Genomic DNA, 16813 nt, shown 5'->3' on the forward strand with positions numbered 1-16813 from the left:
TTAACGTTCATACTCAATATTTAAAAACTAACAATAATTTGGTAGTGCCCCCCCAAAGTTAGAGTTTCCATTATGCTATTAATTGGCTGGATTGAGTTCGGTATTGTACTGGACTTCGTCCAGCCAATTTTAATTTCAAACGTTCATTGTTATACCAATAGATGTAATCCTCAATTCTTCTTTTTAATGTTTCATAGTTAACAAGTTCTTCTCCATGATACATTTCCTGCTTCATGATGCCAAAGAAATTCTCCATAGAAGCATTATCCGCACACGTCGCTTTACGTGACATACTTTGATAAATCCTTTGTTCCGATAATCTTCTAATCCATGCATTATGCTGATAATGCCAACCTTGATCAGAATGTATCGTCGTACGATATGGTGCTTCATGCTTAATGATTGTAACTGCTTTATCCAATGATTGAAGTACTAAGTCTAATGTTGGTCTTCTGGATATACCATAAGAAATGATTTCCCCATTGTATAAATCCATAATAGGGCTGAGATATAATTTTTGTTCTTCAGCACATTTAAATTCAGTGATATCTGTCACTAATTTTTGAAGTCGAATAGATGTATGGAATCTACGATTCAAGCGATTTTCAGCCACTTTACCAACTGTACCTTTGTATGATTGATAGCGTGATTTACGTGTGAATTTTTGACATTTTAATCCTAGTTCTCGCATAATTCGTTGTACTTTCTTATGGTTAATGAGATAACCTTGATTTCTCAAAGCTAAATATATACGACGATAGCCGTATTTACCGTTGTGTTTTTGAAAAAGTTCAATGATCTTTTTCTTCCAACCTTTATCTAAATCTTCCTTTTGTAATTGTTTGGCATGGTAATGATAGGTTGCTTCTGGTATACCAACCTTTACTAAGATATCTTTTAATTTGAATCCTTCTTCTTTGAGTTCGAATGCCACTGCTGCTTGTGCTTTTCTAGAAAGGCACTCGGATTCTCTCGAAAAGCGTTCAACTTTTTTAAATAAGCATTCTCTAATCGAAGATTTTCATTTTCTAGCTCTAACTCTTTTTCTCGTGATAGGTTTTGATTAGATTTCTTCTGTTTCTTCTTTTTCATGGGAGGTCGTCCTTTCGGCTTTTCGAGTCCTTCCACACCTTCTTTGTCATATATCTTTTTCCATCGCACAATAATAGATGGGGTATTTAGGCCAAATTTAATCGCTGTATCTTGGAAGGAATCGCCTGTTCTTTTCATATAGTTTAATACATTTATTTTGAATGTAACAGAATAAACTGTCTTTTTCTGTTTCTTTTTAATGCCATCTACACCGAATGATTGAAAGGCTTTTACCCATGTTCGTATAATAATTTTATCAGGTATATTATATTTTTTAGCTAATTTTCGATAACCATAATGGCCATCTAGATAATCTCTTACAACTTTCAACTTAAATTCATCACTATATTTTGTCATATTAAAACACCCCCTAAAGTTAGTTTTTTTACTCTAACTTTAGGGGTGCAGTACCAAACCTGAGACGAAATTTGTCTCAGGTTTTTCTAATTATACGATTTTTGTACCGTGTACTTCATCGAATGGTATGTCTTCTATGAGTTGAGATAAGTTATCTTTATTGAGTCCGCCACCTGGCATGATTGTGATATTGCCTTTTGAGTGAATCAACAACTTACCTAAATGGTTAATGTTATCAAATATCACACTATCACTAGGTCCGCCATGTGTGAGTAGGCGACTGAATTGGTGTTTAATTAACCAGTCTAATGATTTTAATTGATGATATGGATTAATAGAATCAAACGCCATATGACAAACGGCGGGTATGATACCACATGTTTCTTTTAATGCTTTCATCTTCCATTCGTCAAGATGTCCGTGTTCATCTAAGCATCCAAATACAAATGCATCAACTTTCAAGTCTTTCAATTGTAATATATCTTGTCGCATGATTTCATATTCGAAATAATTATAGTTAAAATCTCCACCACGAGGTCTAATCATGACTGCGACTTCGACGTTATGTTGATGACATAGTTCTATCGCAATCTTTACCATTCCATAACTTGGTGTTGTACCTCCAACTGAAAGGTTATCGCAAAGTTCTATTCGATTTGCACCGTTTTTAATCGCATGTTCAATTTGCGAAATTGTTTCTACACAAGCTTCTTTAATCATTTTTGGTAGCCTGTTAGTATGCGATGTCCGTCTTCAGTTACAACGATATCGTCTTCAATTCTAACACCAGCAACACCAGGAACGTATATTCCAGGTTCAACTGTTAATACCATGCCTGGTTTGAATTCATCAGTATTTGCACTTGAAATGTCTGGGAATTCATGGACGCTTAATCCAAGTCCGTGACCAAGTCTATGTGGGAAGTATTCACCATAACCAGCATTGCTAATAATATCTCTAGCTACTTTATCGCAGTCAGCAATTTTAGCACCTGGTTTAATCATTTCAATCGCTTGTTTGTTAGCATCAAGTACGACATTGTAAATTTCTTGTGCTTTATCAGAAGGTGTACCGAATGGAACAGTTCTTGTAATATCTGAACAATAACCTTTATAAATGACACCTAGGTCAAATAGTACATATTCGTTTTCTTTTAAAGTTCTTTCTCCTGGTGTACCATGAGGAGCTGCTGCATGATCGCCGAATAATACCATAGTATCAAAGCTCATCTTAGAAATACCATGTTGTTTCATAGTTGTTTCAATATGATTTAATACTTCAATTTCAGAAACGCCAACTTCTAATTTATCAACGCCAGCTTGAATAGCTAAATCTGCATATTTAGCCGCTTCTTGTAACAACTCAATCTCGTCATTTGTTTTTACATTTCTAATATCTTTTAATACTTGATCAATATCAACAATTGTTTCAACATTAAATGCTTTTTCAATTTCACGAAGTCTTTTAACTGATAAATGCTCTGACTCAATCGCGAAAGTTTTATAAGATTGTTGTTCAATTAAATCGAATGGTGATTCTGTATCTAAGTATCCAACAATGTTTCCAGTGAAACCTGCATTTTTAGCTTCTTCAACTTCCATTTTTGGACAAAATAGTGTTTCTTCACCATCTTTAGTGACTAATAAACTAAATAGACGTTCATGTGGTTCAGATAAATAACCTGTTAAATAAAAGATGTTTAAAGGCGTTGTTATCCATGCTGCATCCGCACCTTTATCTTTTAAAAATGTTGCAATTTCATTATGTTCCATTATTCTTCCTCCCAAATCTCTTTCTTACATCATCATTTTAGACTTCTTGATTCATAAGTTCAAATTTAGGGTATATAATATACGGAAAAGACAATGTGAGGAGGGAGATTCATGAAAGTATCATTTCATGGACAATCAGTAATCTATTTTGAAAGTAAAGGACATAAAGTGATTGTGGATCCATTTATAACAGGGAATCCATTATCAGATTTGACGGCAGATGAAGTAGAAGCAGATTATATTATATTAACTCATGGTCATGGCGATCATTTAGGTGATACTGTTAGCATAGCAAAAAGAACAGGTGCAACTGTTATTGCATTACCTGAAGCGATTGATTATTTATCAAATAAACACGGATTAGAAAACTTACATCCAATGAATATTGGTGGAAATATTGAATTTAATTTTGGAAAGGTAAAATATGTACAAGCCTTTCATAGTAATAGCTTTACAGAGGAAGATGGAGAAATCGTCTATTTAGGTATGCCAGCAGGAATTGTATTAGAAACTGAAGCAGGTACTATTTATCATACAGGTGACACAGGTTTATTCAGCGATATGAAATTAATCGCAGATAGACATCCGGTTGATTTATGTTTTATTCCGATAGGCGATAACTTTACAATGGGCATTGATGATGCAAGTTATGCAGTTAATGAATTTATTAAGCCGAAAAAAGTAGTACCTATTCATTACGATACATTTGATTTTATTAAACAAGACCCTAAAGATTTTGAAAAAGCTGTTATAGAATCAGAAGTTCATATTTTAAAACCTGGTGAATCGGTAGAATTATAAATGAATATGTAAGTAAGTTTAGTAAGCTGAGATGATTTTGTCGTCTCAGCTTTTAAGTTTAGCAAGTAAATCTGTATTTAAGACTTAATTTAATAAGCGTTGTTTCAATCTTTTATTAAATTTTTAAGATATCATTTAAGACATTAAAAATGTATAATAGAAAGTAATTCATAAAATTTGATAGAGGGTATAAACATGACGAAACATGAGCAAATTATTAAGTATATTGAATCGTTATCTGTTGGACATAAAATCTCTGTCAGACAGATAGCAAAAGATTTAAATGTCTCTGAAGGTACAGCTTATCGTGCAATTAAAGAAGCGGATAATCAAGGGCTTGTAGCATCTATTGATAGAGTAGGGACAGTTAGAATTGAGAGAAAATCTAGAGAACAAATTGAAAATTTAACATTTAATGAAATTGTTAAAATTGTAGATGGGCAAGTATTGGGCGGTAAACAAGGTTTATATAAAACTTTATCAAAATTTGCAATAGGCGCAATGGAATTAAATGATGTCGTTAAATATTTAACTAAAAATACTTTACTGATTGTTGGTAATAGAGCAGATGTACAAATGGAAGCTTTAAAAAGAGGTTCTGCCGTGTTAATTACAGGTGGTTTTGAAGCCCATGAAGATATTATAAACTATGCTGATGAACACAAACTTCCAATTATTTCTTCTAATTATGATACATTTTTAGTTGCCAATATTATTAACAGAGCCATATATGATCAAATGATTAAAAAAGAAATTTTAATGGTTGAAGATATCATGATCCCAATTGAATCAACTTCTTATTTAGATGATAAACAAAAAGTGCGAGATTGGAATGAATTATCTCAACAAACATCACATACGCGTTTTCCAGTTGTTGATAGCGAAATGAAAGTTGTAGGTATTTTAACGAGTAAAGATATTGTAAATGAAGAACAAGATAAAAGTATCAGGACGTTGATGACTAAATCACCTATCATTGCACATTTAAATACGACAATCGCAACTTGTGCCCATCTTATGATCTGGGAAGGAATTGAATTGTTGCCAGTTGTATCAACCTCTAAAGTATTAATCGGTATCATTTCTCGTGAAGATGTATTAAAGACGATGCAATTAATGAGTAGACAACCACAAATTGGTGAAACCATTCATGACCAAATTGCAAAACAAATCACAATGGACAATGGTAATGTTGTGGTGAATATATCTCCACAATTAACAAATCAATTCGGTATGTTAACGAAATCCGTCTATATTGCGGTTATTGAAGAAGCGTTACGTTATGAAATAAGAAAAATGAAAAAATCAGAAATCATGATTGAACATATAGATATTTATTATTTGAAAACTGTTCAAATCGATGACGATGTAGAAGTGAAGATTACAACATTAGATATCGGTAGAATATTTGCTAAATTCGAAGTTACAATGGTGAGCGGTAGTGCCACAGTTGCGAAAGCATTACTGATGTGTCAAATTCTCGAAAAATAAAAAAGCGTTATATAATACAACGCTTTTTAAAATATTATTGATGTTTTTTTTGTTCGAATTCTTCCCAAGCTTTGTTCTCGATAGGTAAGTTACCTTTAAAGTATTTACTTGCTCTATAGCCATAAGATACGTTTAAAATACCAAAGAATAATAATACTAAAACAATAATATAAGTGACTAATGTTGGGAATAACAATACTTGGTCTGCTGCAAAGGCAATCATAAATATACCAAAGTAAAATCTTGAACGCGCTTTATGATAAGCTTTTCTAACGTCACGTTTCGTTCTAAATGAACGTGCTAAATTTAAAATAGCAAATATTAAAGCAATAATCATAACAGTTACTGCCAAAGCAACAAGTGTAGACATAATTTCAGATGACATGTTTGATTCCTCCTACCAAGTCGAATTATATCAATTAATAAAATATAAGTAAATATAAAGAAAGAAGGATCACAATGGAAGAAATATTAAATAAAATAAAGCAATATGAAACAATTATCATACATAGGCATGTTAGACCAGACCCTGATGCATATGGCTCTCAATTAGGCTTGAAATATATATTACAAGAGGCTTTTCCTGAAAAGCATATATATGCAGTCGGTCAACCTGAACCGACGCTAACATTTATTGGAGATTTGGATGAAATTGCAGATGACACATATAATGGCGCGCTTGTGATTGTGTGTGATACAGCAAACGCACTACGTATAGATGATAATCGCTATAATACTGGTGACGAATTAATTAAGATTGACCATCATCCACCAGTAGACTCATATGGTGATATTAATTTTGTAAATACAGAATCATCATCTACAAGTGAAATTATCTTTGATTTAAATAAATCATGGAATTTAAATGATTCAAACGTAAGTGATAAAGCAAGTAGAGTCTTATATTTAGGGATTGTTGGTGACACAGGTAGATTCTTATTTGATAATACGTCTACACATACAATGGAAGTTGCAGCAGAGTTAATGACGAAAGAATTCGAACGTACTCAATTACTTAACCAATTGAGTGAAAGAGAGCCGGCTTTACTTCACTTCCAAGGATATATTCTTCAGAATTTCAAATATGATGGTGAAGGATTCTGCTCAATTAAAATTACGAAAGATATACTTGAACAATTCAACTTAAAACCTAACGAAGCTTCATTATTCGTGAATACTGTTTCAGATATTAAAGGATTAAAAGCATGGGTATTTGCTGTCGATGAAGGTAAAGAAATAAGATGTAGAATTCGTTCAAAAGGCATAAAAATTAATCATATCGCAGCTAAATATAACGGTGGAGGACATCCAAATGCTTCAGGTGCATCTGTATATAGTTGGGAAGAGTTTGATGCATTAGCAGCAGATATTAAATCTGAAATATAGGAGGTGAGCGCATGGTAAGTCATTTAAATATTCATTCATCATATGATTTGCTCAATTCAAGTATAAGAATCCCAGATGTTGTTCAAAAAGCTAAAAATGAAAATTATCAAGCGCTTGCTCTTACAGATTTAAATGTTCTGCACGGTGCTTTACAATTTTATGATGCATGTATAAAAGAAAATATAAAACCAATCTTCGGATTAACTATTTATTTAGATGACCAACTTAATCAAGTTGAATGTGTGGTCTTAGCTAAAAATAAAACAGGCTACCATAATTTAATTAAGTTATCGTCTGCTATATCCATTAAAGAACGATTTTCAGCACCCATTGATTGGGTTAATGCTTATTCAGAAGGTCTTATAATCATTGGTAAACAAATCAATGAAGCCAACTATTATTTATTCCAAGCTATAACAATCGAGGATCATGATAAATATATTTCTCATGATTCTGCGATTGATATGGATCATAAAAAAGTCTTTATGAAGTCGGCACTTTATTTGAATGAAGATGATGGTGATAGTTTAATTGCACTTCACGCAATTAAAAATAATGAAAAATTAACGATGAGTGATTTTCAACAAAATTTAAATCATCATTTTCTAACTAAAGAAGATATATCGCAAATTAATATAGATGAAGCGTACATACAAAATACAGATGAAATAGCTCAAAAATGTCAGGTCGAAATTGAATATCATCAAGATTTATTACCAAAATATAAAACGCCTGATAATCAATCAAGTGATGAATATCTTTGGGAATTATTAATGATGAATAAATCGAAGTATCCACAATTTAATGAAGTATATGAAAAAAGACTTCAATACGAATACGATATTATTGTAAAAATGGGTTATTCAGATTATTTTCTTATCGTTAGTGACTTAATCAATTATGCGAAAGAGCAAAATGTATTAGTTGGACCAGGACGTGGTTCATCTGGTGGGTCTCTTGTTAGTTTTATTTTAAATATTACAACTATTGATCCGATCGAATTTGATTTGTTATTTGAAAGGTTTTTAAACCCAGAACGTGTGACGATGCCCGATATAGATATCGACTTTCAAGATACTAAACGCGATAAAGTGATTCAATATGTGCAAGAAAAATACGGTGATAATCGTGTTGCCGGTATTGTAACCTATGGACATCTTCAAGCGAGAGCAGTAGCAAGAGATGTAGGTAGAATATTGCAGTTTGATGACGCTACACTCAATTACATTTCAAAATTGATTCCGCATAAATTGGGTATTACGTTAAATGAAGCATATGAAGATGAGGCGTTTAAACAATTTGTTAACCAGAATCATTTGCATGAAAAATGGTTTCAACTAAGTAAACAATTAGAAGGTTTACCGAGACATACTTCTACGCATGCAGCAGGTATCATTATTAATGATCAGTCTTTACACCAATTTGTACCTACAATGATGGGTGATACAGGTGTCTTAACGCAGTGGACTATGACAGAAACTGAAAAGATCGGTTTATTAAAAATTGACTTTCTTGGTTTAAGAAATTTATCGATTATACAACAAGTCGTCAATCAAGTAAAATATCAAGAAAATCAAATTGTAGATATTGAAAAAATTCCTTTTGATGATCCTAAAGTCTTTCAACTATTGTCTAAAGGTGAAACAACAGGTATTTTCCAACTTGAATCTCAAGGTGTTAGAAGTGTATTAAAAAGGTTAAAGCCTGACCATTTTCTCGATATTGTAGCAGTTACCTCTTTATATAGACCTGGACCAATGGAAGAAATACCAACATATATTAAAAGACGTAGACAAAATGCAGAGATAGAATATTTACATCCAGACTTAAAAGAGATATTGAAATCAACATATGGCGTTATTATTTATCAAGAACAGATTATGCAGATCGCAAGTAAGTTCGCAGGATTCTCATATGGTGAAGCGGATATTTTGAGACGTGCGATGAGTAAGAAGAATAGAGCAGTATTGGAAAATGAAAGAAAACATTTTGTGAATGGTAGCTTAGAAAGAGGTTACGAGGAAACAACAGCTGTAAAAATATTTGATTTAATACTGAAGTTTGCAGACTATGGTTATCCAAAAGCACATGCTGTAGCATATAGTAAAATTGCGTATATCATGACTTATTTGAAAGTCCATTATCCGACATACTTTTATGCTGCGATTCTTTCTAATGTAGTTGGAAATGAAGTTAAGACAGAACAAATGGTGACGGAACTTAAAAGAATTGGTGTGAAAATATATCCACCGTCCATTAATCATAGTGAATGGTTCTATAAAGCAACTAAAAAAGGTATATATACGTCGCTTGGTGCAATTAAAAGCGTTGGTTATCAAAGTGTAAAAGTGATCGTTGATGAAAGAAAAGCAAACGGAACGTACAAAGATATGTTTGATCTTGTACATCGATTACCGACTAAAGCTAAAAGTAAAAAAATGATACAAGCACTTATATATGCTGGTGCTTTAGATGATTTTGGTCAGACTAGAGCGACATTGTTACAGTCTATTGACGATGTTTATGAAAGTAGCGAGTCTGTCGGAGATTCTAATAATTTATTGAAAGAATTAGGTTTAAACGTCAAAAAAGAATTTAAAGAAGTTGAAGAAATGCCTAATCTTATGAAAAGTGAATATGAAAAAGAATACTTAGGGTTCTATGCAACTGAGCATCCAATCATTTCATTATTCAATCAACATCAATATTTATCGATATATCCATTAAGAATAGACCATAATAAAGTACCGATGCTCGTAATGATTGCGTCACTAAGAAAAATTAGAACTAAAAAAGGTCAAAATATGGCTTTCGTCAATTTAATAGACGGATTAAATGAAGTTGAAGGTGTTATATTCCCTGATGCATATAAACAAATTGAAACAACTGATATCATCAATGTCCCAGTAATTATCAATGGCAAATTTGAAAAAAGAAATGGTAAGACACAAATTATTATTAATCAAATAGATACATTAGAAGCATTTAAACAACATAAATTTAATACGACAAAAGAAGTCGTCGTAAGAAATGTAGAAGATTTAGCAGAGTGGATTACAAAAGACCACGATCCTCAAATTAAAGTAACGTATTTTAATGATAAAGATTATAGTTCAAAAATGCTTGGCTATTTAAACTTAAATCATGGTAATTTCGAAGAATTTATTCATAAAATCGGTTATGAAAATGTACGCCTTTTATAGTCTTTATTAATTAAATAATTTATGATATAGTATTCTTCATGGTGGTCTGACCACTATGAAGAATTTTTTTAATTTAATTATAGAAATTTAATGTATAATAAAGGGATAGATACATACAATGAAGGGATGATTATTTTGTCATTAAGAGATGATGCACTATATATGCATAAAGAAAAACAAGGTAAATTAGGCGTTTATGCCAAAGTTAAAGTTACTAATAAAGAGGAGTTAAGTCTTGCTTATTCTCCAGGTGTTGCTGAACCTTGTAAAGATATACATGAAGAAGTAAGAAAAGTATATGACTATACAATGAAATCAAATGCAGTAGCTGTAATTACAGATGGAACAGCTGTATTAGGTTTAGGTGATATTGGTCCTGAAGCAAGTATTCCTGTTATGGAAGGGAAAGCAGTTTTATTCAAAAGTTTTGCTGGTGTAGATGGTGTACCAATCGCACTTAATACGACAGACGTTGATGAAATTGTGAATACTGTTAAATTATTAGAACCTAACTACGGTGGCGTTAACTTAGAAGATATTTCAGCACCTCGATGCTTTGAAATTGAAGAACGTCTAAAAAAAGAAACCAAAATACCTGTCTTTCATGATGATCAGCATGGTACGGCTATCGTAACGGTTGCTGGTTTGATTAATGCATTGAAAATTACTGACAGAAAATTATCCGATATAAAAGTTGTTTTAAACGGTGCAGGTGCAGCAGGAATTGCAATTATTAAATTATTATACAGTTATGGTGTAAGAAATATGATTATGTGTGATTCTAGAGGTGCGATTTACGAAGACCGTTCTTATGGTATGAATCCTACTAAAGACTTTGTTGCGAAATGGACAAACAAAGACAAAACAAAAGGTCAATTATCAGATGTTATTAAAGATGCGGATGTATTCGTAGGTGTATCTGTTGAAGGCGCATTAACTAAAGAATTAGTTGAAACAATGGCTGAAGATCCAATTATCTTTGCTATGGCTAACCCAGTTCCTGAAATTATGCCAGATTTAGCAAAAGAAGCGGGCGCTAAAGTTATTGGTACAGGGCGTTCTGATTTCCCTAACCAAATTAATAATGTATTAGCATTTCCTGGTATTTTTAGAGGTGCATTAGATATTCGTGCAACTCATATAAATGAAGAAATGAAACAAGCTGCAGTTGAAGCAATTGCTAGCCTTGTTTCAGAGGAAGAATTAAACGCTGATTATGTCATCCCTGGACCATTCGATCCTAGAGTTGCACCATACGTTGCGAAAGCAGTAGCAAAAGCTGGTATGGAATCAGGTGTAGCACGTATTGAAGTGGATGTTGATGAAATAGAACGTAGAACATATGAATTAGCAGAATTGTCATAATTTTGGAAGGAGACTCACGTTGGATAAAGAAAAGCAAAAAGGATTAATCAAGATTGTCGAACAAATTCAGTCAATTATTGTTGAAAAAAATATTCAAGTGGGTGAAAAACTGCCTTCCGAAAGATTTTTAAGTGAAACCTTAAATGTTGGACGTTCAAGTATCAGAGAAGCCCTAAGAGCATTAGAACTTTTAGGGGTGATACATACTAGAAGAGGTGAAGGTACATTCTTAAGTGATATGTACCAACACCAACTTTTTGATTTAATCGGAAGGTTCTTAATTCATAATGAATCACAACTAGATGAAATTAATGAATTAAAATGGATGATTGAAAATTTCTGTGAAGAACACAATAACATTGAAACAAATTCAAAAGAAGAACTTGTTTCAAATAATAATAATCAAATTATGTATATGATTTGGAAGCTACTCTCTCAATATAGTGATAGATTTGAAAGAGACAATTGTAAATAAAATCAGGGGGATAGTGACATGTTTAAAGACTTGTTCAATCGAAGCCAGAAAAAGAAGAAATATGTAACTGTTCAAAACAGTAAAGATAATGACGTGCCTGAAGGTATCATGACAAAATGCCCTAAATGTAAAAAAATCATGTATACGAAAGAGCTCGTACAAAACCTAAATGTCTGTTTTAACTGTGATCATCATATTGCATTAACTGCTCACGATAGAATTAGAGCTGTGAGTGATGAAGATGCATTTAAAGAGTTTGATGTTGGTATGACTGCTTCAAACCCATTAGAATTTCCTGGATATGAAGAAAAATTAGAAAAAGATAGAAAAAGCACTGGTTTAAATGATGCAGTTGTTACAGGTGTAACGTCAATTGACGGTATTCCTTATGGTATCTGTGTTATGGATTCTAGATTTAGAATGGGAAGTATGGGTGCAGTAGTTGGAGAGAAAATTTGTAGAATTGTCGATTATTGTGCAGATCATAATTTACCATTTGTATTATTCACAGCAAGTGGTGGTGCAAGAATGCAAGAAGGCATCATCTCACTTATGCAAATGGCGAAGACAAGTGTATCTATTAAACGTCATAGTGATAAAGGCTTACTATTCATTTCATATATGACACACCCTACAACTGGAGGCGTTTCAGCAAGCTTTGCTTCTGTAGGTGATTTAAACTTTGCAGAACCGAAAGCTTTGATTGGATTTGCAGGTAGAAGAATCATTGAACAAACGATTAGTGAAAAACTACCTGACGATTTCCAAACGGCAGAATTTTTATTAGAACATGGCCAATTAGATAAAGTTGTACATCGAAAAGATATGTATAAAACTTTAAGTACTGTGCTTAAGATGCATCATAACGAGGTGAAAGACAATGCTTGAATTTGAAAAACCTTTAGAAGAAATTAAAGAAAAAATAGCATCTCTACAATCTTATCAAGAAAAACATGGTGTAGACTTAACAGATGAAATAGAAATGTTGGAAGCCACTTTAACAAAAGAAACCGAACACATTTATAATAATTTAAAGCCATGGGATAGAGTACAAGTTGCGAGATTACAAGAAAGACCTAAAACTTTAGATTATATCCCTTACATATTTGATGATTTTATCGAACTTCACGGTGATCGTACTTTCCGTGATGATCCAGCATTAATAGGTGGATTGGCTTACTTTAATGGGTTACCAGTAACAGTTATAGGTCATCAAAGAGGTAAAGACACTAAAGATAATATTTTTAGAAACTTTGGTATGGCACATCCAGAGGGATATCGTAAAGCTTTGCGTTTAATGAAGCAGGCTGAGAAGTTTAATAGACCGATCATTACGTTCATTGATACGAAAGGTGCATATCCTGGTAAAGCTGCAGAAGAACGTGGACAAAGTGAATCTATTGCTAAAAACTTAGTCGAAATGGCATCTTTAACAGTTCCAGTTATTTCTATTGTCATTGGTGAAGGCGGAAGTGGTGGCGCACTTGGATTAGGCGTAACCAATCGTCTACTCATGTTAGAAAATAGTACTTATTCAGTTATTTCTCCAGAAGGTGCAGCAGCATTGTTATGGAAAGATTCTGGGCTTGCTAAAATGGCAGCTGAAACAATGAAAATTACAGCACCTGACTTATTTGATTTAGATGTTGTAGATGAAGTTGTTAAAGAACCATTTGGTGGCGCTCATAAACATCTAGAATCACAAGCTTCACTTATAAAGACATCAATAGAAAAACATCTTTCAGACTTAAAAACATTAAATGCAGAAAGTTTAGTTGAAGATCGTTTTAATAAGTATCGTAATTTAGGAAGTTATATCGATTAGGATATTTAAAATGACAAGTAATCATTTATACTGATATAATTTCTTTTCATAAATTGATGTATATGTGCATAATTGAATTAAAATTAAGCGATTCCAACTTTTGAAAAATTACAAAAGTTGGAATCTTTTTTTAAGAAGACGTTTACATATTTAAATAACAGTAGTTTTAATGGAATCAAGCCAATATTTGTGTTATTTTTAAATTAACAATCATATAACAAGAGAGGTCTGTATATTTATGAAAAAAATTGCGGTTTTAACGAGCGGTGGAGATTCACCAGGGATGAACGCAGCAATTCGTGCAGTTGTTCGTAAAGCTATTTATCATGATATTGAAGTTTATGGTGTATACCAAGGTTACTTAGGCTTAATAAATGATAATATCAAAAAACTTGAATTAGGTTCAGTTGGTGACATGATTCAAAGAGGTGGTACATTCCTTTATTCTGCTAGGTGTCCAGAATTTAAAGAAAAAGAAGTGCGTGCGAAAGCAATTGAAAACCTTGAAAAAAGAGGTATAGAAGGATTAGTTGTTATCGGTGGAGATGGAAGTTATAGAGGTGCACAAAGATTAAGCGAAGAAGCTAAAAATCTTAAAACAATCGGTGTACCCGGTACTATCGATAACGATATTAATGGTACAGACTTTACAATTGGTTTTGATACAGCACTTAACACAATCATTGATGCTGTCGATAAAATAAGAGATACAGCATCAAGTCATGAACGTACTTTTATTATTGAAGTAATGGGAAGAGACGCTGGAGATTTAGCTCTTTGGTCAGGATTAGCTGCTGGAGCAGAAACAATCTTAATTCCAGAAGTTAAATCAGACATCGAAGAAATCGCTGAAAAAATTCAACATGGTATGAATAGAGGGAAAAAGCATTCTATCATTATTTGTGCTGAAGGTGTCATGACTGGTCATCAATGTGGGGAAGAATTGAAGAAATTTATTAACATTGATACAAGAGTTTCATGTTTAGGCCATATTCAAAGAGGTGGTACACCTACTGGAATGGATAGAGTACTTGCTTCTCGTTTAGGCGGTTATGCAGTTGAATTACTTATGCAAGGTGATAGTGCTAAAGCAGTTGGAATCCAACAAAATGAATTAACATGTACGCATTTTGATGAAATATTCCAAGCAGAACATAACATCGACAAGAAAATGTATGATTTAGCACATCAATTATCTATATAAAAAAAGAAAAATTACGGAGGTCATTTTAATATGAGAAAGACAAAAATTGTATGTACGATAGGTCCAGCATCAGAATCAGAAGAAATGTTAGAAAAATTAATGCTTGCAGGCATGAACGTTGCTAGATTGAACTTCTCACACGGAAGTCATGAAGAACACAAAGGTCGTATAGATACAATTAGAAAAGTAAGTTCTAAATTAAATAAAAATATTGGTATCTTATTAGATACTAAAGGTCCTGAAATTAGAACTCATAACATGAAAGATGGTTTAATTGAACTTACTAAAGGTAGTGAAGTAACAGTTAAAACAACTGAAGTAGAAGGTACTAAAGAAGCGTTCTCAGTTACTTACGAAAAATTAGCAGAAGATGTAGAAGTTGGATCAACAATTCTACTTGATGATGGTTTAATCGAACTTACAGTTAAATCAATTGATATCGCTAAAGGTGAAGTTCACTGTGCAGTAGAAAATACTGGCGAATTAAAAAATAAAAAAGGTGTTAACTTACCAGGTGTTAAAGTAAACCTTCCTGGTATTACTGATAAAGACGCTAGTGATATCCGCTTCGGTATCGAACAAGGTGTAGACTTTATTGCAGCTAGTTTCGTAAGACGTCCATCAGATGTATTAGATATTCGTGCAATTTTAGAAGAAAAAGAAAATAACGTTATTAAAATTATTCCTAAAATTGAAAATGAAGAAGGTATTGAAAATATCGATGAAATTCTTCAAGTTTCAGATGGTTTAATGGTTGCTCGTGGTGATATGGGTGTTGAAATTTTACCAGAAGCAGTTCCAATGGTACAAAAACAATTAATCCAAAAATGTAATAAATTAGGTAAACCAGTTATTACAGCAACACAAATGTTAGACTCAATGCAAAGAAACCCACGTTGTACAAGAGCAGAAGCAAGTGACGTAGCAAACGCAATCTACGATGGTACAGATGCAGTCATGTTATCTGGTGAAACTGCAGCGGGATTATATCCAGAAGAAGCAGTACGCACAATGCAAAATATCGCAGTAGCTGCTGAAGAAGCTCAAGATTACAAAAAATTATTATCTGATCGTTCAAAAATGATCGATACGAATTTAGTTAATGCAATTGGTGTATCAGTTGCACATACAGCTTTAAACTTAAATGTAGAATCAATCGTTGCAGCAACTGAAAGTGGTGCTACAGCTCAAACAATCTCTAAATATAGACCACATTCACACATTATTGCAGTAACACCTAATGAAACAACTGCTCGTCATATGACATTAGTATGGGGCGTATTACCAGTTGTGAAAAAAGGTAAACAAACAACTGATGAATTATTAAATAATGCTGTATCAACAGCTGTTAACACAGGTTTAGTTGATAATGGTGATTTAATCATTATTACTGCAGGTGTACCAACAGGTGAAACAGGTACAACTAACTTAATGAAGATTCATTTAGTAGGTGACGAATTGGCTAAAGGTCAAGGAATCGGTCATCATTCAACAGTAGGTAAAGCTGTAGTAGCAAATACTGCTGACGATTTAAAAGGTAAAGATTTAAGTGAATCAATCGTAATTACACAATCAACAGATGCTGATATGGTTCCATATTTAGAAAATGCTAAAGGAATTGTAACAGAAGAAGGCGGATTAACTTCTCACGCTGCAGTTGTTGGCCTTAACTTAGGCGTTGCAACAATCGTTGGTGTTGAAGGCGCTCGCGAAAAAATAGCAGATGGTACATTAATTACATTAGATCCAAAACAACACAAAGTGTTCGAAGGATATGCTAATGTATTATAATATATATAAGATAGAGGCTGGATATCATATCCTAGCCTTTATTTTTAATTA

Annotated in this window: 15 protein-coding genes; 10 read left to right on the plus strand and 5 right to left on the minus strand. The window is 32.8% G+C overall.

What is annotated here, in order from left to right; genetic code table 11:
• Positions 1-70 precede the first annotated feature (70 nt).
• From MUA60_RS06410 to MUA60_RS06425, 4 genes are all read right to left on the minus strand, one after another.
• Positions 71-934, minus strand: a complete 864-nt coding sequence (locus tag MUA60_RS06410) for an IS3 family transposase (RefSeq protein ID WP_103361549.1) — start codon at positions 932-934, stop codon at positions 71-73.
• Positions 898-1449: a helix-turn-helix domain-containing protein gene (locus MUA60_RS06415; protein ID WP_025907016.1), complete on the minus strand. Its 552-nt coding sequence runs from the start codon at positions 1447-1449 to the stop codon at positions 898-900. Before MUA60_RS06415 ends, MUA60_RS06410 begins: the two co-directional genes overlap by 37 nt.
• Positions 1450-1539: 90 nt before the next feature.
• The gene (locus tag MUA60_RS06420) at positions 1540-2169 is read right to left on the minus strand and encodes a copper homeostasis protein CutC (protein WP_204976758.1); all 630 of its coding nucleotides are present in this window, start codon (positions 2167-2169) and stop codon (positions 1540-1542) included.
• Positions 2166-3221: a M24 family metallopeptidase gene (locus MUA60_RS06425; RefSeq protein WP_103354277.1), complete on the minus strand. Its 1056-nt coding sequence runs from the start codon at positions 3219-3221 to the stop codon at positions 2166-2168. Before MUA60_RS06425 ends, MUA60_RS06420 begins: the two co-directional genes overlap by 4 nt.
• 111 nt (positions 3222-3332) lie before the next feature.
• Between MUA60_RS06425 and MUA60_RS06430 the strand changes: the two genes are divergently transcribed.
• Both MUA60_RS06430 and MUA60_RS06435 read left to right on the plus strand, forming a co-directional pair.
• Entirely contained in the window at positions 3333-4022 is a 690-nt protein-coding gene (locus MUA60_RS06430; protein ID WP_262650296.1) for a metal-dependent hydrolase, read from the plus strand.
• A 195-nt stretch (positions 4023-4217) separates the two neighbouring features.
• On the plus strand, positions 4218-5513 hold the full coding sequence (locus tag MUA60_RS06435; protein ID WP_262650297.1) for a DRTGG domain-containing protein: 1296 nt from the start codon (positions 4218-4220) through the stop codon (positions 5511-5513).
• A gap of 34 nt (positions 5514-5547) precedes the next feature.
• On the opposite strand, the gene MUA60_RS06440 is transcribed toward MUA60_RS06435, so the two are convergent.
• Positions 5548-5898, minus strand: coding sequence for a YtpI family protein (locus MUA60_RS06440; protein ID WP_025904319.1), 351 nt, complete (start codon positions 5896-5898; stop codon positions 5548-5550).
• 74 nt (positions 5899-5972) lie between these two features.
• Between MUA60_RS06440 and MUA60_RS06445 the strand changes: the two genes are divergently transcribed.
• From MUA60_RS06445 to pyk, 8 genes are all read left to right on the plus strand, one after another.
• On the plus strand, positions 5973-6899 hold the full coding sequence (locus tag MUA60_RS06445; RefSeq protein WP_262650299.1) for a DHH family phosphoesterase: 927 nt from the start codon (positions 5973-5975) through the stop codon (positions 6897-6899).
• Between the two features lie 11 nt (positions 6900-6910).
• Positions 6911-10102: a DNA polymerase III subunit alpha gene (locus tag MUA60_RS06450; protein WP_262650300.1), complete on the plus strand. Its 3192-nt coding sequence runs from the start codon at positions 6911-6913 to the stop codon at positions 10100-10102.
• 135 nt (positions 10103-10237) lie between these two features.
• Positions 10238-11467: an NADP-dependent malic enzyme gene (locus MUA60_RS06455; RefSeq protein WP_262650301.1), complete on the plus strand. Its 1230-nt coding sequence runs from the start codon at positions 10238-10240 to the stop codon at positions 11465-11467.
• A 19-nt stretch (positions 11468-11486) separates the two neighbouring features.
• Positions 11487-11942 carry a FadR/GntR family transcriptional regulator gene (locus tag MUA60_RS06460; RefSeq protein WP_025904315.1) on the plus strand — a complete coding sequence of 152 codons (456 nt, stop codon included), beginning with the start codon at positions 11487-11489 and terminating at the stop codon, positions 11940-11942.
• A gap of 18 nt (positions 11943-11960) precedes the next feature.
• Positions 11961-12830: an acetyl-CoA carboxylase, carboxyltransferase subunit beta gene (gene accD, locus MUA60_RS06465; protein ID WP_025904314.1), complete on the plus strand. Its 870-nt coding sequence runs from the start codon at positions 11961-11963 to the stop codon at positions 12828-12830.
• Positions 12823-13767: an acetyl-CoA carboxylase carboxyltransferase subunit alpha gene (locus MUA60_RS06470; protein ID WP_262650302.1), complete on the plus strand. Its 945-nt coding sequence runs from the start codon at positions 12823-12825 to the stop codon at positions 13765-13767. The genes accD and MUA60_RS06470 overlap by 8 nt, the downstream gene beginning before the upstream one ends.
• A 238-nt stretch (positions 13768-14005) precedes the next feature.
• Positions 14006-14971 carry a 6-phosphofructokinase gene (pfkA, locus tag MUA60_RS06475; protein ID WP_262650303.1) on the plus strand — a complete coding sequence of 322 codons (966 nt, stop codon included), beginning with the start codon at positions 14006-14008 and terminating at the stop codon, positions 14969-14971.
• 30 nt (positions 14972-15001) lie between these two features.
• The gene (gene pyk / locus MUA60_RS06480) at positions 15002-16762 is read left to right on the plus strand and encodes a pyruvate kinase (protein WP_204976745.1); all 1761 of its coding nucleotides are present in this window, start codon (positions 15002-15004) and stop codon (positions 16760-16762) included.
• Positions 16763-16813: the final 51 nt, after the last annotated feature.

Source organism: Mammaliicoccus sciuri (genome assembly GCF_025561425.1).
GTDB classification, from domain to species: domain Bacteria; phylum Bacillota; class Bacilli; order Staphylococcales; family Staphylococcaceae; genus Mammaliicoccus; species Mammaliicoccus sciuri_A.